Origin of the sequence: Neorhizobium sp. 2083, assembly GCF_031455615.1 — a bacterium.
Lineage (GTDB): Bacteria > Pseudomonadota > Alphaproteobacteria > Rhizobiales > Rhizobiaceae > Neorhizobium.
Map to the genome: position 1 here is coordinate 21,828 of NZ_JAVDTC010000007.1, position 26,152 is coordinate 47,979.

Consider the following 26,152-nt stretch of genomic DNA (forward strand, 5'->3'; position numbering starts at 1 on the left):
GACATTCGGTTTTTCAACAGGAGCAAAAACGATGATAAAAATGCAGAGGGGTTTGCGGACGGCATTGGTGGCGATGGCGCTCGCAGGCGTGGCATTCGCGCCGGTTTCGGCTCTCGCCGCCGGCAAGCTGACGGTGTCTTCGCCGCAGGATCCGGGCAGCTGGGATCCGATCGACACCTTCCTCGTCAACTGGGCCTCCGTCGCGACCAACATTTTCGACGGCCTGACCTATCGTGGGCCGGACCTGAAGCTCGTTCCGGGCCTTGCGACCTCCTGGGAAGTTCTCGACAACGGCATGCGCATCCGCTTCAAGCTGCGTGAAGGCGTGAAATTTCACAACGGCGAGGCCTTCGACGCCGAGGCGGTCAAATTCACCTTCGACCGCCTGCTCGGAGCCGAAGGCGCCAAGGGTCCGCAGCAGTCCAACTACAACTCGATCGGCAGCGTCGACATCATCGATGCCAACACGGTCGAATTCAAGATGAAGGTGGCCGATCCGGTCATCCTCACCAAGCTCGCCGGTTATGGCGGCATGATCGTGCCGCCGAAATACATCACCGAGAAGGGCGATGCCTATTTCAATGCGCATCCGGTCGGCACCGGCGCCTTCAAGTTCGTCTCCTATGAGCCGAAGGTGAATATCGTGCTTACCGCCAACGCCGACTATTTCGGCGGCGCTCCGAAGATTTCCGACCTCGAATACAAGTTCATCGCCGAGCCGGCGACCGCCGTCGCCGAACTGCAGGCCGGCCGCGTCGATCTCGTCATCCCTCCGACCATCCCGATCGGCATGATCCCGACGATCCAGGGCAATGCCAAGCTCGCCGTGGTCACTTCGCCGGGCCCGACGGTCTATGCGCTGCGCTTCAACACCCGCGACGGCATCACCAAGGATCCGAAGGTCCGCCAGGCGCTGATCATGGGCGTCGACCGCGACGCGATCATCAAGTCGATCCTCGGCGGCCAGGCCCAGCCGATCGCGAGCTTCCAGGGACCGCTGTCCTTCGGTTTCGACAAGACCATGAAGCCGCTGCCTTACGATCCGGCCAAGGCACAGGCTCTGCTGAAGGAAGCAGGCGTCGCTCCAGGCGCTGCCCTGCAGATCGACCTTCGCGGCAACGAGGCGACCTTCATCGAAGTCGCCCAGGCAATCTCCGCCTACCTGCAGACGATCGGCATCACCGCCACGATCAAGCCCTACGAGACGAACGTTCTGCTGAACGACATCATCCCGAACGGCAAGACGGGCGCGATGTTCCAGCAGTCCTGGGGCGGCTGGACGCTCGACTACGACAACACCGCGGTCGCGATGTACAAGACCAAGGAAAAGTGGAACCCCTACGACAGCGACCCGAAGATGGACGAACTGCTCGCCAAGCAGCGCACCATCACCAATGTCGCCGAGCGTGAAAAGGTGCTGCAGGAAATCGCCCGCTACGCCGCTGACCGGGCGCTGGAAATGCCGCTCTACAACCTCAACGCCATCTTCGGCATCAACAAGCGCGTGAAGAATTTTACGCCCGTGCCGGACAGCCGCCTGAAGTTCACCGACGTCACCGTCGACTAAGATTTTAAGAGCCGCCGCCTTTCCAACGAGGCGGCGGCCCGACAAGAACAAGGGACGAGAGATTTGGCCGCATTCCTGGTAAAACGCCTTCTGCAGGCGGTTTTCGTCGTCATCGCCGTGACGCTGACGGTCGCCTTCGCGATCCGGCTGACCGGCGACCCGGCGCTGATGCTGACGCAGGGCGCCGGCAGCGTCACCGAGGCTGACCTCGTGAAAATCCGCGAAGGGCTGGGTCTCAACGAACCGTTCCTCGTCCAGTATTTCAATTTCCTGAAGGGCATCGTCACCCTCGATTTCGGCAAGAGCTTCCTCGGTGGCACGCCGGTATCGCTGCTGATCGGCAAGGCGCTGCCGGCAACCCTGTCGCTTGCCTTCACCTCGCTGATCGTCTCGATCGTCATTTCTATCCCACTCGGCATCAAGGCGGCGACCGCGCGCGGCAAATGGGCCGATCAGATGATCCGCATCTTGTCGCTCGTCGGCCTCTCCTTCCCGAACTTCTGGCTGGCGACGATGCTCGTCCTGCTCTTTGCGATCGCCCTGCCGCTCTTGCCGCCAAGCGGCATGGACGGATTTGCAAGCTTCATCCTGCCGGCCGTTACCATGGGCATCATCCTGACGGCGACCAATGTCCGCCTGGTGCGCACCACCATGCTGGAGACGCTGCGCTCCCAATATATCATGGTCGCCCGCGCCAAGGGGCTGAGCGAAAACGTCGTGCTCTACAAACACGCACTACGCAACTGCGCCATTCCTCTGATCACCTTCTTCGGCCTGCAGTTCGGGGGCCTGCTCGGCGGCATCGTCGTGGTCGAGCGGGTGTTCAACTGGCCGGGTCTGGGGACGCTCGCCTTCGACGCCGTCGGCGCCCGCGACTATCCGGTGCTGCAGGCGGTCATCACGGTCCTGTCGCTGATGATCATCGGCATCAACCTTCTGGTCGACATCGCCTATGGCTTGGTCGATCCCCGCATCCGGACGGAGTGAGAGCCATGGCCTCGTCGCGCAGCGCTTCCTCGAATTTCCTCAAGCTCGAGTTTGTCCTCGGCGCCCTTCTCGTCGGCGTGATCGGGCTCGCCGTCCTCTTTTCCGGCGTGATCTTTCCCGGCGGCGCCGACAAGATCGACCTGATGTCGCGGCTCGTGCCGCCGTTCGCAAGGCCCGCACACCTGTTCGGCACCGATCCGCTCGGCCGCGACGTGTTGGCGCGGGTCGTCGCCGGCGGCAAGATCTCGCTGCTCGTCGGCTTCGCCTCGGTCGCCGGCGGCGTCACCGTCGGCGTCGTCATGGGCCTGATCGCCGGTTATTACCGCGGCATCTGGGACATGCTGGTGATGCGCTTTGCCGATATCCAGCTGGCGCTTCCCTTCATCCTGCTCGCCATCACCTTCATCGCCATCGTCGGCGGCGGGCTGGCGAACACGATCATCCTGCTGGTCGTCTCGCAGTGGGTCCAATATGCCCGCCTGGTGCGCGGCTCGGTGCTGACGCTGCGCGAACGGGAATTCATCCTCTCGGCCCGCGCCATCGGGGTCAAGGATTGGCGCATCATCGTCCAGCACCTGCTGCCGAACCTGATCGGTCCGGTCATCGTGCTGATGACGCTCAATGTCGCCACCAATATCCTGCTCGAGTCGAGCCTCACCTTCCTCGGCCTCGGCATCGACCCGACCATTCCGAGCTGGGGCGGCATGCTGGCCGAAGGCCGCACCTATCTGCAGACGGCCTGGTGGGTCAGCGTCTTCCCGGGCCTTGCGATCCTCCTCACCGTCCTTGGCCTCAACCTCCTCGGCGACTGGCTGCGCGACAGTCTCGATCCCACAGGCAGAACTTCCGCATGACACTGATCCACGAACAGCAGGTCGAGCGCACGCTCGACACCCTCGTCGCACGCTTTTCCGGCGCCAGCGGTGCGACGGTCGAAGCCTGGGTCTTCGACGACGAGAAGAGCCGCAGGCAGGCCGAGGCGAAACTTGCCTCGATGGGCGTCACGGCGAAATTCCGCAGCGCCTATAAGCCGCTGTTGCATTTCCTTCTTGAAGAGGCCGATCTCGAAAACCTCTCGGCCCTGCATGTGGTCTATCCCGTCCACAAGGCCTGCCCGAAGAACCGTTTCCTGCTGGAGGCCTATCCTCTGGCCGGTCTCGTCGGCGAAACACGGCTGACTTTCGAAGCGGGGACTGAAGACGCCTTCTACGCGGTCACGCTGACCACCAAGAACGGCGGCCCCCAGACGCACAAGGTATTCGCGCCGAACCGGCTCCACACGGATTTCATCGGCGAAACGCTGCTGTCGCCCACCGGCTGGCTAAGCCTGGACGGAGGAACCGGCGAACGGCTGGAGACCGACTACGAAATCCTGTTCACGTCCGCAGTCGAAGCCGTCGCGGCCCATGACTGGGGGACGAAGGAGCCTTATTTCGAGGAGCTCAACGTCGCGGTCACCCTGCCGGCCGAAGACCGGCGCCTGGCCGTCGGCGAAGAAGTCGTCAGCCTGCGCGAGGCGCTGCACGAGGATTTCTATTTTTCGCTTCTGGAAGTCTTCCAGAAGAAATCCGGCCGACCGATCGGCGACCGCGGCCTGCAGCCGGGCCAGATCATCCCGGAAATTCGCGAGGGCGAAACCATCTCCGTCCGCGTCGAAACACGGCCGCTCCGGATATCCGACGCAGTCGCTGAACCGCAGCGGCTCACATCCGCCGTGTCTCCGGTTTCCGTGGCGCAGATCCGCCGGGAACTTGCCTCGATCGAGGGCGTCGCCTTCGAAGCCCGCTCGCGGAGCGGCCGCTCCGTGGAAGCGCGTTATCGCGCGGGCGCCGACAAATCCGTTATGATCAGCGGCGGCCAGCACGCTAACGAGACGACCGGCATCGTCGGTGCGCTGCGCGCCGCACAAACGCTTAGCTCAAGACCGGGCGCGCATTTCGTCATTTCGCCGCTCGAAAATCCGGACGGTTACCAGGTACATTGGCGCCTTCGGGCCGACAACCCGCTGCATATGCATCATGCGGCCCGCTACACCGCGCTCGGTGACGATCTCGAATACCGTTCGGGCAAGGAACTGTTCGAAAAGGCGATCCGCGTCGAAGCCGAAAGGGTGAGCGGTGCGAAGCTCCACGTCAACCTGCACGGTTATCCCTCGCATGAATGGACGCGACCGCTTTCCGGCTACGTGCCACGAACATTCGCGATGTGGACAGTGCCGAAGGGTTTTTTCCTGATCATGCGCCATCACGCCGAGTGGACGGCGCAGGCCGAAATCGTGATCGATCGCGTCAGCCGCCATCTCGCAGCCATTCCCGGCCTCGTCGCCTACAATGCCGAGCAGATCAGGCTTTTCGAAACCCATGCCGGCGAAACCGGCTTCCGCATCATCAACGGCTTCCCCTGCCTGATCTCGATCGACGACCGCCACACGGTTCCGCTGACACTGATCACCGAATATCCGGACGAAACCATCTACGGCCCGGCCTTCATCCAGGGCCACACGGCGCAGATGGAAACGGTGCTCGCCGCCTATGACGCGATCCAGACGATCGAAGAACCGGCTCCGGCCCCGGAACCCGCGGTGTAATCACCCTAGCGCTCGTCTGTTTCGGATAGTCTCCAACGCAGCGATGAACCAGGTTTCATCGCTGCGTTGGATGCGCATGCGCGAACCGGCCGCGGCGCAATTCTCCTGAATTACTCCTTGCGGCCTGCACAAAATCTGCAATCCGGTCCGGCATTCTCTTGTCATGAACAAGAGCAACACCCCGCCCCGCATCACCCCCTCCATACTGCCAGACCGCCTCCGCAACGACGGATGGTGGCTGGCGGACGATCGCGAGCCTGACGGAAATTCTCCTGACCGGCGTCCCGTGACCATACTCACGGTGATCGAGGGCGGCCTCAGAGAGAGGACCAGCAGTGCAATCAACCAATAAGCCGATGACACCGAAGCCCTGGACACGCGGCCTCAACCGGATCCCTTTACTCCTGGCGGTCGTGGCAATCTCGGATTTCCTGGTCTTCGGCCGGGCGCCGGGCCTTAATCTTTTCCTGTTTGCGATCTTGGTAACGGCCACGATCCTCTTGTCGGCGCGGCGGCGAATACAACCCCTGACAGCAGCCGTGTGGCTGGGCCTTTCCGCCCTCGCCTCCGGCCCTCTCATCGAAGCTCCCTCGCTGATGGGCATTGCCGTCTCGCTTTGCATGGTCATGTGTGTGGCGCTGGCGGGCGCCAGACTTATACCGCGGAGACTGAGCGGCCTTCCTCCGGTTCTTTTTCGATTTGTCCTCATTGCCCCGCTGCGACTTCTGCAGGACTGCCGTAGGCATCTTGGCTCGCGTACCGAGGGCTCGCTTCTTGTCGCAATCTGGCGAAACATCGGCATCTGGACGGTGCCGCTCATTCTCGCCTCGATTTTCCTGCTTCTCTTTGCCATCGCCAATCCGCTGATCGAGGACGCGCTGCGGAGCATCGACTTCGCATTCCTGCTGCAATTCATGGATCTCTGGCGTATCGGTTTCTGGCTGGCGGTGGCCGCTTTCGTCTGGGCCATGCTGCGCCCGCGCCTCAAGCGGAGGATCCTTCGCCGTCGAGCACATGGCCCGGCCGTGGACCGTGCCGAAATTCCATTTCTCAGCCATGCCTCGCTGCTGCGGTCGCTCATCCTCTTCAATGCGCTGTTTGCGACGCAGACGCTGCTGGATCTCGTCTATCTCTGGGGCGGCGTCGATCTTCCGGATGGCATGAGCCATGCCGAATACGCTCATCGCGGCGCCTATCCGCTGATCGCCACGGCTCTGCTCGCCGCGGCTTTCGTGCTCATCGCTATGCGTCGCGGCGGTCCCGGCGACAACAGCCCTCTGATCCGCAGCCTCGTCCATGCCTGGATCGGCCAGAACATCCTGCTCTGCCTGTCGTCGATCCTGCGGCTCGATCTCTATGTCGAGGCATATTCGCTCACGGAATTGCGGGTTGCCGCGGGAATATGGATGGGCCTCGTTGCCGTCGGCCTTGTCCTGATCCTGCTGCGGATTCTGTTGCGCCAATCCAACCAGTGGCTGATCGCTGCCAATATCGCCGTCCTGATGGGCGTGCTCTATCTCAGCGCCTTCATCGATTTCCCGGCCTTCATCGCCCGCTTCAACGTCACGCACAGCCTGGAACTGAGCCATGAAGGCGTTCCGCTGGATATCGACTACCTGTCGTCGCTCGGCCCATCCGCCATCCCCGCGCTCGATCTATACCTGTCCGCCCTGCCCTATGACGCGACGGAGAAAAGGGGGACGGCACTGTCGATCAGGCAGTCGCTCGCCCACGGTTTCGAGCGTCGTTCGCGCGACTGGCGAAGCTGGAATTTCCGTTCGCAAAGGATCGAGGCCTATCTTCGGTCGCCCTCAACCATTGCAAGATAGAAGAAGAACGATGACAACAGCGTCGGTGAATTTCTGCAGGACCCATCATGGCGCATCGCATCCTCGTCGTCGATGACGAACCCCATATTCGCGACGTGATCTGCTTTGCCCTGGAACGCGCCGGCATGGCGCCGACGACCGCCCGCAACGGCACCGAGGCGATGATGGCCTTCCATCGGGGACATATCGATCTCGTCGTTCTCGATATTGGCATGCCGGAGATGGACGGCCTGGAAGTTTGCCGCCAGATCCGCAGGACATCCGGGCTTCCAATCCTGTTCCTATCGGCCCGGGACGAGGAGATCGACAGGGTGCTCGGGCTCGAAATCGGCGGCGACGACTATGTCACCAAACCGTTCAGCCCTCGCGAACTGGTCGCACGCGTCAAGGCGATACTGAAGCGCAGCGGCAATGGAAGCGGTGCCGATGCCCGGGGGACCATGGTGGCTGTCGGAGAACTCACCCTCGACCGGGCCGGGAGGACCGTAACCTTCGGCGGCACTGCAATCGCGGCGACCGCGCTGGAATTCTCCATCCTCGATGCGCTTCTCTCCCGTCCTGAAATGGTGTTCAGCCGCGAACAGCTGATGGAGGCCGCCTATGGCGCCGGCATCCATGTGGCGGATCGCACGATCGACAGCCATATCCGCAACATCCGGGCCAAGTTTTCGGCAGCGGGCGCCGTTGGCGTCATTGCCACCGTTCACGGCGTCGGTTTCAAGCTGGGCGGCGACCTCGGAAGGAAAGCGTGATGACGGCGCCCAAGGTCAGGACCAAATGGCGGCCTCCGCTGGCGATGATCGTGTATGCCGTCCTGTTGGCCGTGATGGCCCTGCCGGTCCTGATCATCATCTGGTTCCGTGCCACGGAAGCGACCCAGATGCGGATGACACCTGCCGAGGTCGGGGCGCTCGTCGTCGTTCTGGTCCTGACGCTCGCAGTCGCATACGTGCTCGCCCGCACCATCACCGGGCCGATCAATGCGCTGATCTCCCGTACCGAGGAAATCGCCCGCGGAGGCAAGGCGGCGATCCAGCCGCTGGAAAGTTATGGAACGCGCGAAATCGCGACACTGTCGCAAAGCTTCCTTGACCTCGCCGGCAAACTGGTCGACCGCACCGAATATGTCCGCTCCTTTGCCGCCCATGTTTCCCACGAGCTCAAGTCGCCTTTGACCGCGATCCGGGGCGCGGCGGAACTGCTGCGCGATGACGATGCCGATCAGCCGATGACGAAGGCGCAACGCTCGCATTTCCTCGACAATATCGTCGCCGATGCCGAGCGGCTCGATACCTTGCTGTCAAGGCTGAGGGAGCTGGCTCAGGCGGAGCTTCCCGCGATCCAGGGCAAGACAGCGATCGACGATATCCTTCCATTGCTGCGCGAGCGGTTTCCCGTGCTCGAAATTTCCGGTTTGGGAGATATGGATGCCGCCTTCCCCCTTCCCTTCGAGGCAGCCGACATCGTCTTTGCCAATCTCGCGGAAAATGCAGCCCAGCATGGAGCCACCCGATTGGAACTGGTGGCCTCGGTTCATGCGCGGACGGTCACGATTCTCGTGTGCGACAACGGCAGCGGCATTTCCGAAGGAAACCGGGAGCGCGTCTTCCAGCCGTTCTTCTCGACCCGCCGTGAACAGGGTGGCACCGGCATGGGCCTCGACATTGTCCGCACCATGCTCGGATCATACGGCGGCACCATCCGCCTGAAGCAGACGACAGGCACGGGAGCCGAATTCGAGATCGCTCTGCCTTTGGCAGCGTGACGCGACGAGGCCGCTTCAATTTGCCTTGGGTGTGGACCTCATCGGCCCTGCGGCGGCATGCTTGCCGTCAGCATGGCACCCCGACCGGCAAGCCGGTTTGCGGATGCGCCATGATGGCCATGTCGATGCCGTAAATCTGCTTGAGCACATCCGGCGTCATGATCTCCGGCGGAGTTCCGCGCGCGATCAGGCGCCCGCTGTGTAGCGCGATGATCTCGTCGCAGAAGCGCGCCGCCATGTTGACATCGTGCAGGACGACAAGGACGCCGAGCCCTTTCGAATGGCTGAGGCGCTGGACCAGCGTCAGCACCTCCACCTGATGCGAGACGTCGAGTGCCGAGATCGGTTCATCGAGCAGCAGGCATTCCGCATCCTGGGCCACCAGCATGGCCAGCCATACACGCTGGCGTTCGCCACCCGAGAGGGTGTCGACGAAACGGTCCGCCATGTCCGTCACGTCCGTGAGGCTCATGGCCTCTTCGACCTTGTCGCGATCGGCCTTTCCGAAGCGGCCGAGCGCGCCATGCCAGGGATAGCGCCCGAGCGCCACGAGCTCCTTGACCAGCATGCCGTTCGCTGCCGGCGTCTGCTGCGGCAGATAGGCAAGCTTTCTTGCGAACGGCCGATCGCCCCATTCGGAAAGGTACTTGCCTTCGAAAAGCACCGTTCCCCGGGAGGCCGGCTTTTGCCGTGCCAGGACCTTGAGCAAGGTCGATTTGCCGGAACCGTTATGGCCGATCAATCCAATCGTCCGCCGAGCCGGGATTGTCATTGTCAAGGTCTGCAGAAGCGCCTTGCCGGGAACGGTCAAAGACACATCCTTCAGATCGAACAGAGGCGTCTCCCCGCGCTGATGCTCGCTGGTCCTGTCGCGGAGAAGAGCGTCAGTCATCGGATAGTCCTTTCTGCGAATAGGAGATGGCGGCGACGGCGACCCGGAATGGCGGTGTGGCCGCAACTGCGCAACGTCTATGCCAGCAGGATCGTGCCCGGCGCAAGGTCTGCTCCGACCTAGGGGGCGGAATACGAGAGGTCGCGCCGTGCAGTTCCGGCACTGCTGATCGAGCCTGGCCTAATTCTCTCCGCCGGGCGTGAAGCGGGCAACCAGCGCATGCCGGTCGCCCGGATAGGTGAAACGGACGAATGTCACCGGGCCGCTGCTGCCCCAGGTCCGCCGTTCGATGACGAGGCAGGCTGCATTCCTGGGAATATCGAGCGTCTTGCCGACCTCCGCGCTGGCCGACAGCGCATAGATCTTATGTTCAGCGGTGCTCCAGGGGATCTGGCTGATCAGCCATGTCCCGGGCGCCAATCTCGCAAAATCCTCGGCTTCCGCTTCCGGTACGGTCGCAAGGTTGATCAGCCGCTCTTCAAGGCAGAACGGCCGTTCGCCGGCATGATGAAGACAGACGAGATCGAGGACCGAGGCCGTTTCCGAAAGCTCCAGATGCTGCCGGTCGGCCGGGCCTGCCTCGCGCAAGATCCGCCTTTCCAGCCGGTAGGAATAGGGAAGCTTGAGAGAGCGAACCTCCGCTTCGATACTGTGAATTTCGAGCACCGCGGCCTGCATCACCGGCTGCGCTACGAAGCTGCCGGACTTCTTGCGCCGTTCGATCAGGCCGGCCCTTGCAAGATGCGTCAGCACCTTGTTGGCCGTCATCCGGGAACAGCCATATTGAGCGGCAAGGTCGACCTCGAACGGCAGGCGATAGCCGGGGGGCCATTCGCCGGAGACAATCCGTCCCTCTATGTCGCTTAGGATGCGATGATGGAGGGTGGCCTCCTTGCCATTGGTCATAATGTCAGCAATTCCCGCATTACCGTCTTGAAGCGCCGGCCGATCGCATCCCGCTGGACATGCCGCCCGCCTTCGACCTGCTTATGGCCAAGCGCCCAGACGCAATCCACGGCAACACCGCCCGCAAATATCCAATGGTCGAGAATCTGATCGGCGGCAAGGTGGGGTACGTCTTTGACGTCGAGGGCGACGATATCCGCGTAATTGCCTCGAACCAAGCCAACGGCCGCATTAAGTGCCGCTCCGCCGCCCGTCAACGCCGTTTCGAACAGCCGGCGCCCCGTCGAACCTTCCGGCCGAGCCAGGACGTTGCGCTTCCTGAGGCCCAGACGCTGCGAATATTCGAGCTGGCGCAACTCCTGAGCCACAGAAATCAGTATGTTCGAATCCGAGCCGATGCCGAAGCGTCCGTTGTGCCCGACGAAAAGCTCGCCGGGGAAGATGCCGTCGCCGAGATTGGCTTCGGTGATCGGGCAGAGCCCGGCGATCGCACCGCTCTGCGCCATGCGGCGGGTCTCGTCTTCGGTCATGTGGGTCGCGTGGATGAGGCACCAGCGTTCGCTCACCGGCACGTTTGCGAGCAGCCATTCGACTGGCCGCGCACCAGACCAGGCAAGGCAGTCCTCGACCTCCTTCACCTGTTCGGCGATGTGGATATGGATAGGTCCATCACCCGCCATCCGCGCGACCTCACCGAGTTCGTGCGGAGTTACGGCACGAAGACTGTGCGGAGCAACGCCGAGCTCCGCGCCAGGCATGCCGGCTGTCAGGCGATGGCAGGCTTCCATGGTCTTCGCGAAATCGTCCAGCGAATGAATGAACCGCCGCTGCCCCGCGACCGGTGCCGCGCCGCCGAAGCCGGAATGCGCGTAAAACACCGGCAGGAGCGTCAGGCCGATCCCGGCCTCGGCGCTCGCCGCCCCGATGCGTTCAGCCATCTCGGCGACATTGGCATAATGCGCCCCATCCTTGTCGTGATGGAGATAGTGGAATTCACCGACCCGCGAAAAACCGGCCTCCAGCATTTCCATATAAAGCTGTGAGGCGACGGCCTCGGCCTGTTCCGGCGTGATCGACAGCGCGAACTTGTACATCAGCGTCCGCCAGCTCCAGAAGCTGTCCTCACCGGGACCGCGAACCTCCGTGAGGCCCGCCATGGCGCGCTGGAAGGCATGACTGTGCAGGTTCGGCATCGCAGGAACGAGAACCTTGTGGCGCTCGTCCTCTGCTGACACCTCGACTCCAGCCTGCACCCCGGCGAGCCGCCCTGCTTCGATCGTCAGCCTTACGTTCTGCCGCCAACCCTCCGGCAGCAGAGCCAATTCCGCATAAAGCCTGACCATGGATGCTCTTCCCTTTTCCTCGCGGAGATCAAAATTCCTCTTGTCACTCGGATTATTATGTATATACATGTTCAGCCATAAGGAAAGGCGAAAAGCTTATGGGTGGAGAAAAATCTTCAGGGGCTGCGGCAGGCTCCTCTGCGCTTTGGCACAATGCGCGCATCGCCACTCTTGCTCCTTCGGCAACCGGCCTGGGTATTGCCGAAACGGGTGCGATCGCCGTGCGTGACGGCCGCATTGCCTTTGTCGGCCCAATCGCCGACCTGCCTGCCGAGTTCCGCAACCCCGAAGACGAAACCGATTGCGGCGGCAGGTGGATCACCCCGGCCCTCATCGACTGCCACACCCATCTGGTATTCGGCGGCGACCGTGCGATGGAATTCGAAATGCGCCTGGCGGGCTCGACCTACGAGGAGATTTCCCGCGCCGGCGGCGGCATCATCTCATCCGTCAAGGCAACCAACGCGCTTTCGGAGGACGAGCTCCTCGCCCAGGCGCTGCGCAGGCTGGATACGCTGCTCGCCGAAGGCGCCTGCACGGTCGAGATCAAATCCGGCTACGCGTTGAACATCGAAGGTGAGCTCAAGATGCTGCGGGTCGCGCGCAGGCTGGCCGAAGTCAGGCCGGTACGGATCGTCACCAGCTGGCTTGCCGCGCACGCGACACCGCCGGACTACAAGGGCCGCAACGGCGATTATATCACCGACGTGGTCCTGCCGGGCCTAGAGGCTGCCCATTCGGAAGGGCTCGTAGATGCGGTCGACGGTTTTTGCGAAGGCATCGCCTTCTCGCCTGTCGAAATCACGCGTGTTTTCGACAAGGCTAAATCGCTTGGGCTTCCGGTCAAGCTGCATGCGGAACAGCTCTCGGATCTCGGTGGCGCGCGCCTCGCGGCCTCCTATGGCGCGCTGTCGGCCGATCATCTCGAATATCTTTCCGCAGCAGACGCCAGGGTCATGGCTGAGGCCGGCACCGTCGCCGTGCTTCTGCCCGGGGCCTTCTACACGCTTCGCGAAAAGCAGGCCCCGCCCGTAGAGGCGCTGCGTGCTGCCGGCACCTCCATCGCGCTTGCGAGTGACAGCAATCCCGGCACCTCGCCGCTGACCTCTCTGCTCATGACCATGAACATGGGCGCGACGCTGTTCGGCCTTACCGTCGAGGAATGCCTTGCCGGCGTCACGCGGGAGGCCGCGCGCGCGCTCGGCCTTCTGGCCGAGACCGGCACGCTTGAAGCCGGCAAATCCGCAGACTTCGCGATCTGGGATATCGGGCGGCCGGCGGAGCTTGTCTATCGCATCGGCTTCAATCCTCTGGCGGCACGGATCTTCAAGGGCGAAAGGGTTCCCGCATGAGCATCGTTCTGACACCCGGCTCGGTGAGCCTTCGCGAGCTTCAGGACATTTACTGGAACGGCACACCGGCACGGATCGACCGTTCGTTCGACGCGGGCATCGAGAAGGCGGCTGCCCGGATCGCCCAGATCGCCGCCGGCAACGAGCCGGTCTACGGCATCAATACCGGCTTTGGAAAACTCGCATCGATCAAGATCGACAGTGCCGACGTCGCGACGCTGCAGCGCAACCTGATCCTGTCCCATTGCTGCGGCGTCGGCGCGCCGCTCCCGGACAACGTCGTTCGCCTGATCATGGCGCTGAAACTCGTCTCTCTGGGGCGCGGCGCCTCCGGCGTCCGGCTCGAACTGGTGCGACTGATCGAAGCCTTGCTGGAAAAGGGCGTGATCCCGCTCATCCCGGAAAAGGGCTCGGTCGGCGCGTCGGGCGATCTGGCGCCGCTTGCGCATATGGCGGCCGTGATGATGGGCGAAGGCGAGGCCTTTTATCAAGGCAGATTGCTGCCTGCGGCCGAGGCGCTTGCGAAAGCCGGCCTGAAACCGGTCGTTCTTGCCGCCAAGGAGGGCCTGGCCCTGATCAACGGCACCCAGACCTCGACGGCCCTGGCGCTGGCAGGCCTGTTCCGCGCCCACCGGGCTGCCCAGGCAGCGCTGGTGACCGGCGCGATGTCGACGGATGCGGCCATGGGCTCGTCCGCACCCTTCCATCCGGATATCCACACACTTCGCGGGCACAACGGCCAGATCGATGCGGCCGCGGCGCTGCGCGCCCTGCTGTCGGGTTCGGTCATCCGGGAAAGTCATCTGCAAGGCGACGAACGGGTGCAGGATCCCTATTGCATCCGCTGCCAGCCGCAAGTGGACGGCGCCTGCCTCGATCTCCTGCGCTCCGTCGCCCGCACACTCGAGATCGAGGCCAATGCGGTGACTGACAATCCGCTGGTGCTCTCTGATGACAGCGTCGTTTCGGGCGGAAATTTCCACGCGGAGCCTGTGGCCTTTGCCGCCGACCAGATCGCTCTTGCCGTCTGCGAGATCGGCGCCATCTCCCAGCGCCGCATTGCGCTGCTGGTGGATCCGGCCCTCTCCTACGGACTACCTGCCTTTCTCGCGAAAAAGCCGGGACTGAATTCCGGGCTGATGATCGCGGAAGTCACCTCCGCCGCCCTGATGTCGGAAAACAAGCAGATGTCGCATCCGGCCTCGGTCGATTCGACGCCGACCTCCGCCAATCAGGAAGACCATGTTTCCATGGCCTGTCACGGCGCCCGCCGGCTTCTCCAGATGACCGACAACCTTGCGACCATCATCGGCATCGAAGCGCTGACGGCGGCACAGGGCGTGGAACTGCGCAAGCCTTTGACGACCAGCCCGGAACTTCAAAGAGTGATCGCCACCATCCGCGCCGCCGTTCCGAGCCTCGAGGAGGACCGTTACATGGCGAACGACCTCAGGGCCGCCGCTGATCTCGTCGCGACGGGCGCGCTCGCAGCATCCGTTTCGGCGGATATCCTGCCGGTTCTGGAGGCCTGAATGGCGGTGTTCGAAGTCAGACAGGGTACCTCCCCCGTCGTTCTCGGTTTTCCGCATACGGGAACCGATGTGCCCCCGGCGATCTGGGACCGATTGAACGACAACGGTCGCCTGCTTGCCGATACCGACTGGCATATCCACCAGCTCTATGACGGCCTTCTGGCGGATGCGACGACGGTGCGCGCCACGTTCCACCGCTACGTGATCGATGCCAACCGCGATCCGCAGGGCGTCAGCCTCTATCCCGGCCAGAACACCACCGGCCTGATCCCGGAAACAGATTTCGACGGCAAGGGCATCTGGGCGCAGGGCGCCGAACCGACCAAGGCCGACACCGCCGATCGGCTGCGGGATTTCCACGCGCCCTATCACGCGGCGCTTGCAGCCGAAATCAAACGGGTGAAATCCATCCATGGCATTGCCGTGCTCTACGATTGCCATTCGATCCGCTCGCATATCCCGTTCCTGTTCGAAGGCGTCCTGCCCGATTTCAACATCGGCACGGATATGGGCAAAACCTGCGCCCCCGCTATCGAACAAGGGGCCCTCGCCGCGACGACTGCCGCCTCGGGTTATACAAACATCCTCAACGGCCGCTTCAAGGGCGGCTGGACGACACGGCATTACGGCCGGCCGCAGACCGGCGTCCACGCCATCCAGATGGAACTTGCCCAATCCACCCATCTCGCCGCCGAGTCCCCGCCTTTCGCCTATGATCCGACCAAGGCCGAGAGGCTGCGCGTCCATCTCAAGGATATCCTGACGCGGATCGAGCGGACTGCCCTCGACCTCGCCTCACAGAAGAACAACAACAGATAAAGGGAACGTGCCGATGACCAATCCCCGCCACAATATCCGCGAAATCCGTGCGCCCCGCGGCGACAAGCTCAATGCCCGGAGCTGGATGACCGAAGCCCCCCTGCGCATGCTGATGAACAATCTCGACCCCGAGGTGGCGGAAAACCCCAATGAACTGGTCGTCTATGGCGGCATCGGACGCGCCGCCCGAACCTGGGACGATTTCGACCGGATCGCCGCGACCTTGAAGACGCTGACGGAAGAGGAAACGCTTCTCGTTCAGTCCGGCAAACCGGTCGGCGTATTCCGAACGCATAAGGACGCGCCGCGGGTGCTGATCGCCAACTCGAACCTCGTGCCCCATTGGGCCACCTGGGACCATTTCAACGAGCTCGATAAAAAGGGCCTTGCCATGTACGGCCAGATGACGGCCGGGTCGTGGATCTATATCGGCACGCAGGGCATCGTGCAGGGCACTTACGAGACATTCGTGGAAGCCGGACGCCAGCATTACGGCGGCAATCTCAAGGGCAAATGGATCCTGACCGGCGGTCTCGGCGGCATGGGCGGCGCCCAGCCGCTGGCCGCCGTCATGGCCGGCGCCTGCTGCCTTGCCGTCGAATGCAATCCCGACAGCATCGATTTTCGCCTGCGCACCCGTTATGTCGACGCCAAGGCCGAAACGCTCGACGAAGCCATGGAGATGATCACCCGCTGGACCGCCGCCGGCGAGGCGAAATCCGTCGGCCTCTTGGGCAATGCGGCCGAAATTCTTCCCGAAATGGTTCGCCGCGGCATCCGTCCCGATATGGTCACCGACCAGACTTCCGCCCATGATCCGATCAACGGCTACCTGCCGAAGGGCTGGACGATGGCCGAATGGAAGGCGAAGCGCGAAAGCGATCCGAAGGCGGTGGAAAAGGCCGCCCGCGCCTCGATGCGCGAGCATGTGGAGGCGATGATCGCCTTCTGGAATGCCGGCATCCCGACGCTCGACTACGGCAACAATATACGCCAGGTCGCCAAGGACGAGGGGCTGGAAAACGCCTTCGCCTTTCCGGGCTTCGTGCCGGCCTATATCCGTCCGCTCTTCTGCCGCGGCATCGGCCCGTTCCGCTGGGCCGCGCTTTCCGGCGATCCGGAGGATATCTACCGCACCGACGCCAAGGTGAAGGAACTGCTGCCGGACAACGCGCATCTCCACAACTGGCTCGACATGGCGCGGGAGCGGATTTCCTTCCAGGGCCTGCCGGCGCGTATCTGCTGGGTCGGCCTCGGCGTCCGCCACAAGCTCGGCCTTGCCTTCAACGAAATGGTCCGCAACGGTGAGCTGAAAGCGCCGATCGTGATCGGCCGCGACCATCTGGATTCGGGATCGGTCGCCTCTCCCAACCGGGAAACCGAAGCGATGAAGGATGGCTCGGATGCCGTCTCCGACTGGCCGCTCCTGAACGCGCTGCTCAATACCGCGTCCGGTGCCACATGGGTATCGCTGCATCACGGCGGCGGCGTCGGCATGGGGTATTCGCAGCATTCCGGCATGGTCATCTGCTGCGACGGTACCGAGGACGCCGACCGCCGGATCGAACGCGTGCTCTGGAACGATCCCGCCACCGGCGTCATGCGCCACGCGGATGCCGGCTACGAGATCGCCATGGATTGCGCCACGGAAAACGGGCTTCGCCTGCCTGGCATTCTCGGAAACTGAGCCCATGAAAATTCTGCGCGCATCCGACTACAGGCGAATGCCGTGGAAGAACGGCGGCGGCGAGACGGTGGAGATCGCCGTCTTTCCGGCCGGCGCGTCGATCGAGGACTTCGACTGGCGCATCAGCATGGCGACCGTCGCGTCGGATGGCCCGTTCTCGCGCTTTCCGGAGGTGGACCGAACCCTGTCGATCCTCTCCGGCAACGGGATAGTCCTGACGATCGATGGCGGCCCCGCCCTCACTCTCGATCTTCACTCCGATCCCTGTCCGTTCCCAGCCGACAAGCCGGCTTTGGCAACGCTGGTGAACGGCGCGACAACCGACCTCAACGTGATGACGAGGCGCGGCCGGTTCTCTCACCACGTCATCAAGCAGCCGACGCCTGTTTCGCTGTCTCCCGCCAGGTCCCTGAGATTTGTGCTTGCCACCGGGAGAAACGGAATCACATCCGGATCGGAGAATGCCGATCTCGAGCCGCTGGACTGCCTCGTTATCGAAGCCGGCGCGACAGGCGACTTCGCCATCTCCGGGAACTCGGGCATGTTTTTGATCGAGCTTTATCCCGAAAGCCCGAAATTCGGAGCCTCCTGAGCGGCCGCAAAAATACAGCCACATAAAACTTGATATTTGCCATCATGAATTTGAGGCAAGCCTCTTGCCGGCACCCCGGGCACCGGTATAGTTGAGGGGATGGACGATATCCGCAGACGCGATTTTCTCGAGGTTTTCCTTTCCGTGAGGGAGCGTCTTGCCGCCGTCATTCAACGGCGGGTGGAATGCGCTGCGACCACCGCCGATCTCACTCAAGATACGTTCCTGAGACTTTGGGAACGCCCGGGCCTTCTGCGCGGCGTATCCGATCTGGCGGGCTACTTCGTGACCACCGGCCGTAACCTGGCGGCCGATCATGAACGTCGGCGCCGCATCGCGCCTTTCGTCGCCGGCGTCGATCATCTCGAATACGTTGCGGACAATCGCCCCTCCGCCGAGGACGTGATCCTCGGCCGCGATGAACTGCGGAGGCTGCAGGAAATCGTCAACTCGCTGCCGCCGAAATGCCGGCAGGTCTTTCTGCTCTCGCGGATGGAAGGGCTAAGCTACGTCGAGATCGGCACGAAGCTCGGCATCTCTCCCAAAACGGTGTTCAGCCATATGGTGACTGCGCTGGAACGGCTGAAAGCCGGAATATAGGCGGCTTCCTTCATCATGCCGGACCAGATTTCTCTCCGTCCCGTTCGTTCTGTTCTTGGGTATTGAGGGATCACGCCTTATGGAAGACGCGCCGGATGGCCGGAGACATACCGAGGATGAGATTTCGCGCAGGGCGGCCGAGTGGTTCGCGCTTCTGCTGGATGGCGGCGAGACCGCGTCGGACCGCCAGGCTCTTCGGGAATGGCTGCTCGCCGACGAGAGGCACGCGAAGGCCTATGCCGATCTGGAACGGCTATGGTCCGGGGCGGGCATCGTCCATGATCTCGGCAAGGCGCCGTCCTCCTCGCGGCGGACCGTTCTGAAAACGGGCGGTGCCGCCGTCGTGCTTGTCGGCGCCGTCTGGGGCGGCATGCGCCTCCTGGGGCCGGCGGCGACTTATAGCACGGGGACGGGAGAAACCGCCGCCGTCACGTTGCCCGACGGTTCGACCGCCACGCTGTCCACGCGGACCGCACTGACGCTCGATTTCGATGCCGGACGGCGCCGGGTTGTCCTTGAAAAAGGCGAGGCATTTTTCGAGGTCGCGCCGGACGCGTCCCGCCCCTTCGTCGTCGAGGCGGCCGACCTCTTTTCGACGGCGCTCGGCACGGCCTTTTCGGTTGGTTTCCAGGACGACGGCATCGCCGTGACGGTCACCGAACACGCGGTCAGCGTTTCTACCGGCGATAAATTCCAGCGCGTCGAGCAGGGAGAGAGCCTGCTCTACAGGAACGGGCGGCTTTCGATCCCACTCAAGGCGGATGTCGAGACGCAGCTTTCCTGGAGGAGCGGCAAGCTGGTTTTCCTCTCGACCCCATTTCAGGACGTCATTTCGTCCCTCTCCCGCTGGCGCACCGGCAGGATCATCGTCATGGACGAGAGGCTGGCGCGGAGCCCCGTGACGATCATCGTCGATGTGAAGCGATCCGATACCATACTAGACACGCTGGCGCTCGGGCTGCCGATCAGGGTCCAAAACCTGTCGCCCTGGCTGACCTTCATTTACCCGAGATAAATATTTCAATTCACTCAGGTTTTTGGGGAAACCGTTCGTCCCCATGATCAGAGCGCATGTATCGCGCTGGTCTGTCGCGTTGCCTAAGGGGGATTTTCGTGTCGCGTCCTATCATCAACCGCCATCTGCCGGGCATGCCGGCGGGATCGTTCCGCAAGCTGCTTCTGGCAACCGCCTGCGTCATTCCGCTCTTTCAGGCAATCCCGGCAGAGGCGCAGGTTGCAACATCCTCCTACACGTTCTCGATCCCCGCCCAGCCGCTATCTTCCGCCTTGGTGCGCTTTTCCTCGGTCACGGGTATCGACGTGCTTTTCAACGGCGCGCTGCCGGCCGGCGCTCGCACACAGGGTCTCAACGGCTCCGCGTCGCCGGAAGATGCACTCAGGCGGCTGCTCGCCGGAAGCGGGCTCTCCTGGCGGTTCCAGGGGGCCAATACGGTCGTGCTGACGGATCCGACCAATACCGGCGGCGCCGCATCGACGGACAGCACGACGGAACTTGCCCCGATCATATTGCGCTCCGAGACCGCCTGGGGGCCGGTCGACGGTTTCGTCGCGACCCGGAGCGCGAGCGGCACCAAGACCGATACGCCGCTGATCGAGACACCGCAGTCGATTTCCGTGGTCACCCGCGATCAGATGGACGCGCAAGGGATCAACAGCCTCAACAGCGCATTGCGTTACACCCCAGGCGCCAGCGGCGACCTCTATGGCACCGACAATCGCGGTCTCGGGGTCCAGCTTCGCGGCATGGGAACCGGTAGCAGCGGCATCTTCTATCGTGATGGCCTGCAGCTCAAGGATTCCAATTTCACCATGTTCAACGCGATCGAGCCCTATGGCGCCGAACGCTACGAGGTCCTGCGCGGCCCGGCTTCCGTTCTATATGGACAGGCCACGCCCGGCGGCCTGATCAACTACGTCAGCAAGCGGCCGACCGAAGACGTGCTGCGCGAGGTAGAAGTCGTGGGCGGCACTTTCGAACATTATGAGGGCCGGTTCGATTTCGGCGGGCCGGTCGGCAGCGACGACACGCTGTTCTATCGCATGACAGGTGTCGTGCGCGACAGCTCGACCCAGGTCGACTTCGTCGACGACGACCGCCTCTTCCTGGCGCCGGCGATCACGTTCAAGCCGGACGAAGACACCAAGCTCACCGTTCTCGGCCAGTATCAGCGCGACCGTTCTGGCTGGGCGATGCAGTATCTGCCGGCTTCCGGCACCGTTTTCGGCAGCCCATTTGGCAAGATCCCCAACAACCGGTTCGTCGGCGAGCCTGCCTTCGACAAATACAACAACACGCTCGGCTCAATCGGTTACGAATTCGAACACCGTTTCAACGATGTCTGGCAGATCCGCCAAAACGCGCGTTATGTCTGGCTGACCCATGAGGAACAGGGCGTCTTCGGCGCCGGCCTGCAGGCGGACGGGCGTACCTATGATCGTTATACCGACGGCGGCAGTACCAATCTTCAGGGCGCCACGATTGACACGCAGATCATCGGCGAATTCGATACGGGCGAGTTGGCGCACACCCTGCTCGCCGGTATCGACTTCAAGCGCCACTATTATCGCGACTATGCGTCGAGCAGTGAGGACGTGGATCCGCTCGACATCTTCGACCCCGTCTACGGCAGCCCGATTGGCGCGATGTCGAATTACAGGAACACCGAAACCGTCCAGAGCCAGCTTGGCATCTATGGACAGGACCAGATCAAGCTCGATCGGTGGACGCTGACATTGGGCGGGCGTTACGACTGGGCATGGGGTACCGCCCGTGATGCCACCGCATCGGACAATAACGTGAACATGAAAGACGATGCGTTCACCGGACGCGCCGGCCTCGTCTATCTCGCCGACAACGGCCTCGCCCCCTATGTCAGCTACACGGAATCGTTCAATCCGGTCACCATGGCCGGATTCGAACCCGAGACGGGCCGCCAATATGAGGTCGGCATCAAGTATCAGCCGCCGGGCTCAAACTCGTTCATGACGGTGTCGGCTTTCGATCTGGCGCGCCAGAATGTCGTGAGCTACGGCGGACCGGGCGGGGCCATAGCTTCGCAGACAGGGGAAATCACCTCGCGCGGCATTGAAGTCGAGGGCGTGGCAAGCCTCGATTTCGGTTTGGATATGCGTCTCGCCTATACCTATCTCGATACGGAAGTGACAAAGGAAACGAGCGGGGATTCTGCCGCCGGAACAACCGACCTCGGCAACACGCCTTTCGGCGTCGCCCGGCACCGCGTGTCGCTCTGGGCTGACTATGAGTTGCAGGATGGACCGCTGGAAGGTCTCACCATCGGCGGCGGCATTCGATATGTCGGCAAGACCTGGGGCGATGACGCCAATACTTTCAAGGTTCCCGGCTATGTGCTCGCCGACGCCGCACTCAGCTACAAGAAGAACAACACGACACTCTCGCTCAACGTCAGCAACATCTTCGACAAGGATTACGTTGCTTCCTGCTTTGCCGAGAGCTTCGGCTGCTTCTATGGCGAGGGGCGGCGGATCACCGCCTCCCTGAAAGTTACGTGGTAGGGAAGGCCGCTTGAGCGTCGGCTTCCAGTATCCGACAAGGCGCGCTTTCCTGTGCGGGACGGGCGCCTTTGCCGCTATCCCGTTTCGGAGTTTCGCGTCCTCCCCTCCCCGGCGCGTCGCCTGCCTGGAGTGGACAGCGGCTGCGATGGTGATGTCCCTTGGCCTTGCGCCGATCGCCGTCGGCGATCTTAAAGGCTACACCCAGTGGGTCGATCAGCCGACATTGCCTGACACGACGCTCGATCTCGGATCACGGGGCGAACCAAGCCTCGAGCTGCTGGAAGAGCTCGATCCTGACCTGATTGTCGCAACCTATGGCTATGGATTGGCGGCTGGAGACTTTGAGCGCTTCGCGCCGACCTACGGCCTTCCCCTCTATGCCGAGAAAACCGCGCCATATCTGCAGGCCGGGCGGGAGACGCAAAGGCTGGGCGAGCGCCTGGGGCGGGAGCGCGAGGCCGAAACCCTTCTTCTCCGGACGGAGCGAACGATCGACCAATCCCGCATGCAGCTCGCAGACCGCAAGGCCACCCCTCTCTGCCTCTTCACCTTTTTCGATGACCGGCACCTGCGCATCTACGGCACCGGCAGCCTGCTTCAGGATGTGATGGACCGGCTGGATCTCCGCAACGCATGGAACGGAGAAACAAGCGAATGGGGGATTTCGACGGTCGGTGTCGAGCAGCTGGCAACCGTCGGCGACGCCCGGCTCGTTTGCCTGGAACCGATCATGCCGCATGCGGTACGGATGATGCGGCGAAGTTCATTGTGGCAGAACCTGCCCGCGGTGCGTGCCCACCCGATCACCACAATCCCTACTCTCTGGCCGTTCGGCGGGCTGGATGTCGCGGCCCGTTTTGCGTCGCTCCTCGCCGACAAGCTGGTTTCGGCATGAGAACCGGCCCACGGACCTCGCCTGATCCGGGATCGACATTGTTCGCCATTCTGGCCCTTCCGGCATTTGCCGGTCTCTGCCTTCTGCTGACCGCATTCCGGCTGGCCGAGCTGCTGCCGTTGAACCTGTGGTGGGGCGCGGTGATCGCACCCGACGTGACCGATGTCGGACAGCTGCTCTTCCATCACTCCGCCCTTCCCCGTGTGGCTATCAGCATCGTCGCCGGCGCAGCGCTCGGCCTGGCCGGAACGATCTTCCAGCAAACCCTCCGCAATCCGCTCGCCGAACCGGCAACCGTCGGCACGGCAGCGGGCGCCAACCTGGCACTCGGCACTGCCGCCATGCTTGCGCCATTTCTTCTGGAAACCGGTCGAGAACTGGTGGCGATCGGCGGCGGCGCGCTGGCGACCGCGGCGGTCATTCTGATCGCCTGGCGGCGACATCTCTCTGCCGTTTCACTGGTGCTCGCAGGCCTCGTCGTCAGCCTGGTCTGCGGTTCGGCAAGCGCGCTCCTCGTCGTTCTCGACCGCGAATACATGACCGAGCTTTTTATCTGGCAGACGGGGTCCCTCATCCAGAACGGCACGGCCGTGGTGACGGACCTTTCGGTCAAGCTGCTGATCGGATTTGCCCTGGCGACAAGCCTGATCCGACCGATGCGCATTCTCGAGCTGGACGACGAAAGCACCCGCAGCCTCGGATCTTCCCCGGCGGCACTCCGGTTGGCAGGCCTCACCGTCGCCGTCTGGCTCAGCGCCGCCGTGGTTGCCGCGGTCGGCGTCATCGGTTTCGTCGGGCTCGCGGCGCCGCATATCGCAGGAATGCTCGGCGCGCGCACGTTTGCGCGGCGGATGGTCGTGGCGTCGGCCGGCGGTGCGTTGCTCCTTTGGTTCACCGACCAGCTCGTGCAGGTTCTGCCGCTGCCGGAAGAGGTGCCGACAGGCACGGCGACAGCGCTCATCGGAGCCCCCCTGCTTCTCGTGCTCCTGCCGCGCATGCGGGCAGTCATGCCGACGCAAGGGGGGAGCGACGTCGCCTCACCTCGCCATGTGATCCGTTGGTGGATGCCGTTTGCGGCGATAGCTGCAACGGCCGCGACGATTGCCCTCAGTCTGTTTTTTGCACGTGGCGTCGACGGATGGCATTGGGCTTCCGGAGCCGAACTTGCAACCTTCCTGCCGTTACGCCTGCCGCGTGCTCTCGTTGCACTCTCGGCCGGCGCCATTCTCGCCATATCCGGCACGCTCATACAGCGCATGACCGGCAACCCCATGGCCTCACCGGAAGTCCTCGGCATTTCCTCAGGGGCCGCTATCGGCGTGACCCTGCTGTTTCTGATCGGTATCGAACTCGACCGGACGAACATGATCCTGGCGGCCACAGCCGGCGCGTTGCTGACGCTCGGGGCAATCGTGCTGATGGCCGAAAGGACATTCTTTTCGCCCGACCACATTCTGCTTGCGGGAATTTCCCTGTCGGCCATGGGCACGGGGCTTGCTGCTCTGGTGCTGGCGAGCGGCGATCCGCGCATCGATTTCCTGCTCGCCTGGCTCTCCGGCTCGACCTACCGGGCGACACCGGGCGATGCACTGACGGCAGGCTGCGTTTTGCTTGTTATCCTCGCCGGTTCCCCGCTGATGACGCGCTGGCTGGAAATCCTGCCGCTCGGCCAGGCGACCTCGATTGCGCTTGGCATTCCGCTGAAAACCGTGCGGCTTTACATTCTCATTGCCGCCGGTCTTTCCGCCGCTGTGGCCACGGTTTTTGTCGGCCCGCTGAGTTTCGTCGGGCTGATCGCGCCGCGTGCCGCTGACTACCTGGGCTATCACCGGCCGTTGCCTCAGCTTTTCGTCAGCGCGTTCCTCGGCGGTCTCACGATGGCCGTCGCCGACTGGCTCGGCCGGACGATCATCTTCCCCTGGCAGGTGCCCGTCGGCCTGCTGATCGCCCTTATCGGCGGTCCGTTTTTCCTCTGGCAGCTGGCGATCCGGAGATGAGCGCCGCCACATTGCGCTCGGGCGAAACAGTCATGCCGCCGCGTTCGCCAGCTCTTCGAGATTGGCCATAGCGAGCTCGCGCTTGCCGTCCTCGATCTCGTGGATCATGACGATCAGGCGAGCGGCAAGCGGCGTCGGAACCCGCGATTCCCTACCGATCTCGACAACCGGCATCACCTGCGCCTCCACCTCGGTCTTGCGCTTGCGCACGGCAAGATCGCGCCAGATGCCGGAATGCGACTTCGCCGATGTCCGGTTATGCGCGACCATGTCGTCAAAGGACTTTTCGGTCTGCTCCGGCAAAGCCAGCGGCCCGAAGGCAGCCGGATCGAAACCGTCGAAGGCTTCCGGTCGGATGTTGTTGATGGCAGCCACCGTCGCCACTTCCAGCGCAAGCTTGCGCAGAACCGGGCGGGCGACCGGATTGGCGAACACATCGGCAATGCTCTCATTGGTCAGGGCCGTGCCGAAGAGCAGGGCCCCGTAGATGAGCTTACCCCAGAGGAAACCCCAGATGTTGTTGGTGATCAGCGCTTTCGGCTCGAACTGCCGGACGAGCTCGTAGATATCCTCGGCCCGGTCGGTGAAACGCCCGTCGAGCTCGCCGATCACCACCGCGCCCTCGCCGCCATACTGCACGACACCCGGCTGCAGGTAATCCGCCCCGAAATTGACGAAACAGCCGACGACCCGATGCTCCCCGGCGATGCGGGCGATCACCCGTTCATTGAGACCGTTCTGGGCGGAGACCACATATCCGTCGGCGGGGAGATGCCGGACGAGGGATTTTGCCGCCGCTTCCGTATGATGGGCTTTGACGCAGAGAAAAGTCCGGTGATACTCGCCTTCCAGCTCTTCCGGCAGATAGGCCCTGGCCTTGACGGTATCTTCGAAAATCGGGCCGACGATCTTCAGACCATTCGCGTTGATCGCATCGACATGTTCCCTGTCGTTATCGACGAAGATCACATCCTCTCCGGCGCGGAAGAAAGCCGCCCCCAGCGTGCCGCCGATCGCGCCGGCGCCCCAGATCAGGATCGGCTGGCTCATGCGCAACCGCCGGTGATGATCTCTTGACGCTGGGCGCCCAACGGCTCCGGCAGCTCACGGTCGATGCAAAAATCCATGAACACGATCACCATCTGTTCCAGTCGAATAGGGCGACCATGCCCCGCTATCTTCCCCCCGTCAAGCACGGCCCGGTCACGGATCACCCACCGGCAGACGACCGCCCGCGCCTCCGACCG

Annotated in this window: 21 protein-coding genes; 17 read left to right on the top strand and 4 right to left on the bottom strand. The window is 63.0% G+C overall.

What is annotated here, in order from left to right:
• Nucleotides 1–31: 31 nt before the first annotated feature.
• The 7 genes from J2X76_RS24095 to J2X76_RS24125 all read left to right on the top strand — a co-directional run bounded on the left by J2X76_RS24095 (nucleotide 32) and on the right by J2X76_RS24125 (nucleotide 8,735).
• A complete protein-coding gene (locus J2X76_RS24095) occupies nucleotides 32–1,567 on the top strand; it encodes an ABC transporter substrate-binding protein (RefSeq protein ID WP_310219921.1) in 1,536 nt (511 codons plus the stop codon).
• A 63-nt stretch (nucleotides 1,568–1,630) separates the two neighbouring features.
• Nucleotides 1,631–2,554 (top strand): ABC transporter permease, encoded by a 924-nt coding sequence (locus tag J2X76_RS24100; RefSeq protein WP_113128254.1) that lies wholly within the window; start codon nucleotides 1,631–1,633, stop codon nucleotides 2,552–2,554.
• A gap of 5 nt (nucleotides 2,555–2,559) precedes the next feature.
• Nucleotides 2,560–3,408: an ABC transporter permease gene (locus J2X76_RS24105; RefSeq protein ID WP_310219923.1), complete on the top strand. Its 849-nt coding sequence runs from the start codon at nucleotides 2,560–2,562 to the stop codon at nucleotides 3,406–3,408.
• Entirely contained in the window at nucleotides 3,405–5,141 is a 1,737-nt protein-coding gene (locus tag J2X76_RS24110) for a M14 family metallopeptidase (protein WP_310219925.1), read from the top strand. The genes J2X76_RS24105 and J2X76_RS24110 overlap by 4 nt, the downstream gene beginning before the upstream one ends.
• Nucleotides 5,142–5,476: 335 nt before the next feature.
• Nucleotides 5,477–6,970, top strand: coding sequence for a DUF4153 domain-containing protein (locus J2X76_RS24115; RefSeq protein WP_405030081.1), 1,494 nt, complete (start codon nucleotides 5,477–5,479; stop codon nucleotides 6,968–6,970).
• A 47-nt stretch (nucleotides 6,971–7,017) separates the two neighbouring features.
• Nucleotides 7,018–7,722 (top strand): response regulator, encoded by a 705-nt coding sequence (locus J2X76_RS24120; protein ID WP_310219927.1) that lies wholly within the window; start codon nucleotides 7,018–7,020, stop codon nucleotides 7,720–7,722.
• A complete protein-coding gene (locus J2X76_RS24125; RefSeq protein ID WP_310219929.1) occupies nucleotides 7,722–8,735 on the top strand; it encodes a HAMP domain-containing sensor histidine kinase in 1,014 nt (337 codons plus the stop codon). Before J2X76_RS24120 ends, J2X76_RS24125 begins: the two co-directional genes overlap by 1 nt.
• Nucleotides 8,736–8,802: 67 nt before the next feature.
• Here the strand turns inward: J2X76_RS24125 and J2X76_RS24130 are convergent, their stop codons facing one another.
• The 3 genes from J2X76_RS24130 to J2X76_RS24140 all read right to left on the bottom strand — a co-directional run bounded on the left by J2X76_RS24130 (nucleotide 8,803) and on the right by J2X76_RS24140 (nucleotide 11,876).
• A complete protein-coding gene (locus J2X76_RS24130; protein WP_310219932.1) occupies nucleotides 8,803–9,627 on the bottom strand; it encodes an ATP-binding cassette domain-containing protein in 825 nt (274 codons plus the stop codon).
• 180 nt (nucleotides 9,628–9,807) lie between these two features.
• Nucleotides 9,808–10,533 carry a histidine utilization repressor gene (gene hutC / locus J2X76_RS24135; protein ID WP_310219934.1) on the bottom strand — a complete coding sequence of 242 codons (726 nt, stop codon included), beginning with the start codon at nucleotides 10,531–10,533 and terminating at the stop codon, nucleotides 9,808–9,810.
• Nucleotides 10,530–11,876: a formimidoylglutamate deiminase gene (locus tag J2X76_RS24140; protein ID WP_310219935.1), complete on the bottom strand. Its 1,347-nt coding sequence runs from the start codon at nucleotides 11,874–11,876 to the stop codon at nucleotides 10,530–10,532. The genes hutC and J2X76_RS24140 overlap by 4 nt, the downstream gene beginning before the upstream one ends.
• Nucleotides 11,877–11,974: 98 nt before the next feature.
• Between J2X76_RS24140 and hutI the strand changes: the two genes are divergently transcribed.
• The 10 genes from hutI (at nucleotide 11,975) to fhuB (ending at nucleotide 24,905) form a co-directional block, all read left to right on the top strand.
• Nucleotides 11,975–13,228 carry an imidazolonepropionase gene (gene hutI / locus J2X76_RS24145; protein ID WP_310219936.1) on the top strand — a complete coding sequence of 418 codons (1,254 nt, stop codon included), beginning with the start codon at nucleotides 11,975–11,977 and terminating at the stop codon, nucleotides 13,226–13,228.
• Nucleotides 13,225–14,760: a histidine ammonia-lyase gene (gene hutH, locus J2X76_RS24150; RefSeq protein WP_310219938.1), complete on the top strand. Its 1,536-nt coding sequence runs from the start codon at nucleotides 13,225–13,227 to the stop codon at nucleotides 14,758–14,760. The genes hutI and hutH overlap by 4 nt, the downstream gene beginning before the upstream one ends.
• The gene (hutG, locus tag J2X76_RS24155) at nucleotides 14,761–15,579 is read left to right on the top strand and encodes an N-formylglutamate deformylase (RefSeq protein WP_310219939.1); all 819 of its coding nucleotides are present in this window, start codon (nucleotides 14,761–14,763) and stop codon (nucleotides 15,577–15,579) included. It abuts the gene before it with no gap.
• 13 nt (nucleotides 15,580–15,592) lie between these two features.
• Nucleotides 15,593–17,266 (top strand): urocanate hydratase, encoded by a 1,674-nt coding sequence (hutU, locus tag J2X76_RS24160; protein ID WP_310219940.1) that lies wholly within the window; start codon nucleotides 15,593–15,595, stop codon nucleotides 17,264–17,266.
• Between the two features lie 4 nt (nucleotides 17,267–17,270).
• Entirely contained in the window at nucleotides 17,271–17,858 is a 588-nt protein-coding gene (locus J2X76_RS24165) for a HutD family protein (RefSeq protein ID WP_310219942.1), read from the top strand.
• Nucleotides 17,859–17,957: 99 nt separating this feature from the next.
• A complete protein-coding gene (locus J2X76_RS24170) occupies nucleotides 17,958–18,458 on the top strand; it encodes an RNA polymerase sigma factor (protein WP_310219943.1) in 501 nt (166 codons plus the stop codon).
• Between the two features lie 79 nt (nucleotides 18,459–18,537).
• Nucleotides 18,538–19,473 (top strand): FecR family protein, encoded by a 936-nt coding sequence (locus J2X76_RS24175; protein WP_310219944.1) that lies wholly within the window; start codon nucleotides 18,538–18,540, stop codon nucleotides 19,471–19,473.
• 98 nt (nucleotides 19,474–19,571) lie between these two features.
• Complete coding sequence (locus J2X76_RS24180) at nucleotides 19,572–22,013, top strand: TonB-dependent siderophore receptor (RefSeq protein ID WP_310219945.1); 2,442 nt, start codon at nucleotides 19,572–19,574, stop codon at nucleotides 22,011–22,013.
• A gap of 10 nt (nucleotides 22,014–22,023) precedes the next feature.
• Nucleotides 22,024–22,908: an ABC transporter substrate-binding protein gene (locus J2X76_RS24185; RefSeq protein ID WP_310219947.1), complete on the top strand. Its 885-nt coding sequence runs from the start codon at nucleotides 22,024–22,026 to the stop codon at nucleotides 22,906–22,908.
• Between the two features lie 38 nt (nucleotides 22,909–22,946).
• Nucleotides 22,947–24,905 carry a Fe(3+)-hydroxamate ABC transporter permease FhuB gene (gene fhuB, locus J2X76_RS24190; RefSeq protein WP_310219949.1) on the top strand — a complete coding sequence of 653 codons (1,959 nt, stop codon included), beginning with the start codon at nucleotides 22,947–22,949 and terminating at the stop codon, nucleotides 24,903–24,905.
• A 30-nt stretch (nucleotides 24,906–24,935) separates the two neighbouring features.
• Here fhuB and J2X76_RS24195 read toward each other — a convergent pair whose 3' ends face one another.
• The gene (locus J2X76_RS24195) at nucleotides 24,936–25,955 is read right to left on the bottom strand and encodes a 2-dehydropantoate 2-reductase (protein WP_310219950.1); all 1,020 of its coding nucleotides are present in this window, start codon (nucleotides 25,953–25,955) and stop codon (nucleotides 24,936–24,938) included.
• Between the last annotated feature and the right edge of the window lie 197 nt (nucleotides 25,956–26,152).

Bases quoted from the DNA above. Each gene is read 5' to 3' on its own strand.
- J2X76_RS24095 (WP_310219921.1), top strand. From the start codon at position 32: ATGATAAAAATGCAGAGGGGTTTGCGGACGGCATTGGTGGCGATGGCG.
- J2X76_RS24105 (WP_310219923.1), top strand. From the start codon at position 2,560: ATGGCCTCGTCGCGCAGCGCTTCCTCGAATTTCCTCAAGCTCGAGTTT.
- J2X76_RS24110 (WP_310219925.1), top strand. From the start codon at position 3,405: ATGACACTGATCCACGAACAGCAGGTCGAGCGCACGCTCGACACCCTC.
- J2X76_RS24120 (WP_310219927.1), top strand. From the start codon at position 7,018: ATGGCGCATCGCATCCTCGTCGTCGATGACGAACCCCATATTCGCGAC.
- J2X76_RS24125 (WP_310219929.1), top strand. From the start codon at position 7,722: ATGACGGCGCCCAAGGTCAGGACCAAATGGCGGCCTCCGCTGGCGATG.
- J2X76_RS24130 (WP_310219932.1), bottom strand. From the start codon at position 9,627: ATGACTGACGCTCTTCTCCGCGACAGGACCAGCGAGCATCAGCGCGGG.
- hutC (WP_310219934.1), bottom strand. From the start codon at position 10,533: ATGACCAATGGCAAGGAGGCCACCCTCCATCATCGCATCCTAAGCGAC.
- J2X76_RS24140 (WP_310219935.1), bottom strand. From the start codon at position 11,876: ATGGTCAGGCTTTATGCGGAATTGGCTCTGCTGCCGGAGGGTTGGCGG.
- hutI (WP_310219936.1), top strand. From the start codon at position 11,975: ATGGGTGGAGAAAAATCTTCAGGGGCTGCGGCAGGCTCCTCTGCGCTT.
- hutH (WP_310219938.1), top strand. From the start codon at position 13,225: ATGAGCATCGTTCTGACACCCGGCTCGGTGAGCCTTCGCGAGCTTCAG.
- hutG (WP_310219939.1), top strand. From the start codon at position 14,761: ATGGCGGTGTTCGAAGTCAGACAGGGTACCTCCCCCGTCGTTCTCGGT.
- hutU (WP_310219940.1), top strand. From the start codon at position 15,593: ATGACCAATCCCCGCCACAATATCCGCGAAATCCGTGCGCCCCGCGGC.
- J2X76_RS24165 (WP_310219942.1), top strand. From the start codon at position 17,271: ATGAAAATTCTGCGCGCATCCGACTACAGGCGAATGCCGTGGAAGAAC.
- J2X76_RS24170 (WP_310219943.1), top strand. From the start codon at position 17,958: ATGGACGATATCCGCAGACGCGATTTTCTCGAGGTTTTCCTTTCCGTG.
- J2X76_RS24175 (WP_310219944.1), top strand. From the start codon at position 18,538: ATGGAAGACGCGCCGGATGGCCGGAGACATACCGAGGATGAGATTTCG.
- J2X76_RS24195 (WP_310219950.1), bottom strand. From the start codon at position 25,955: ATGAGCCAGCCGATCCTGATCTGGGGCGCCGGCGCGATCGGCGGCACG.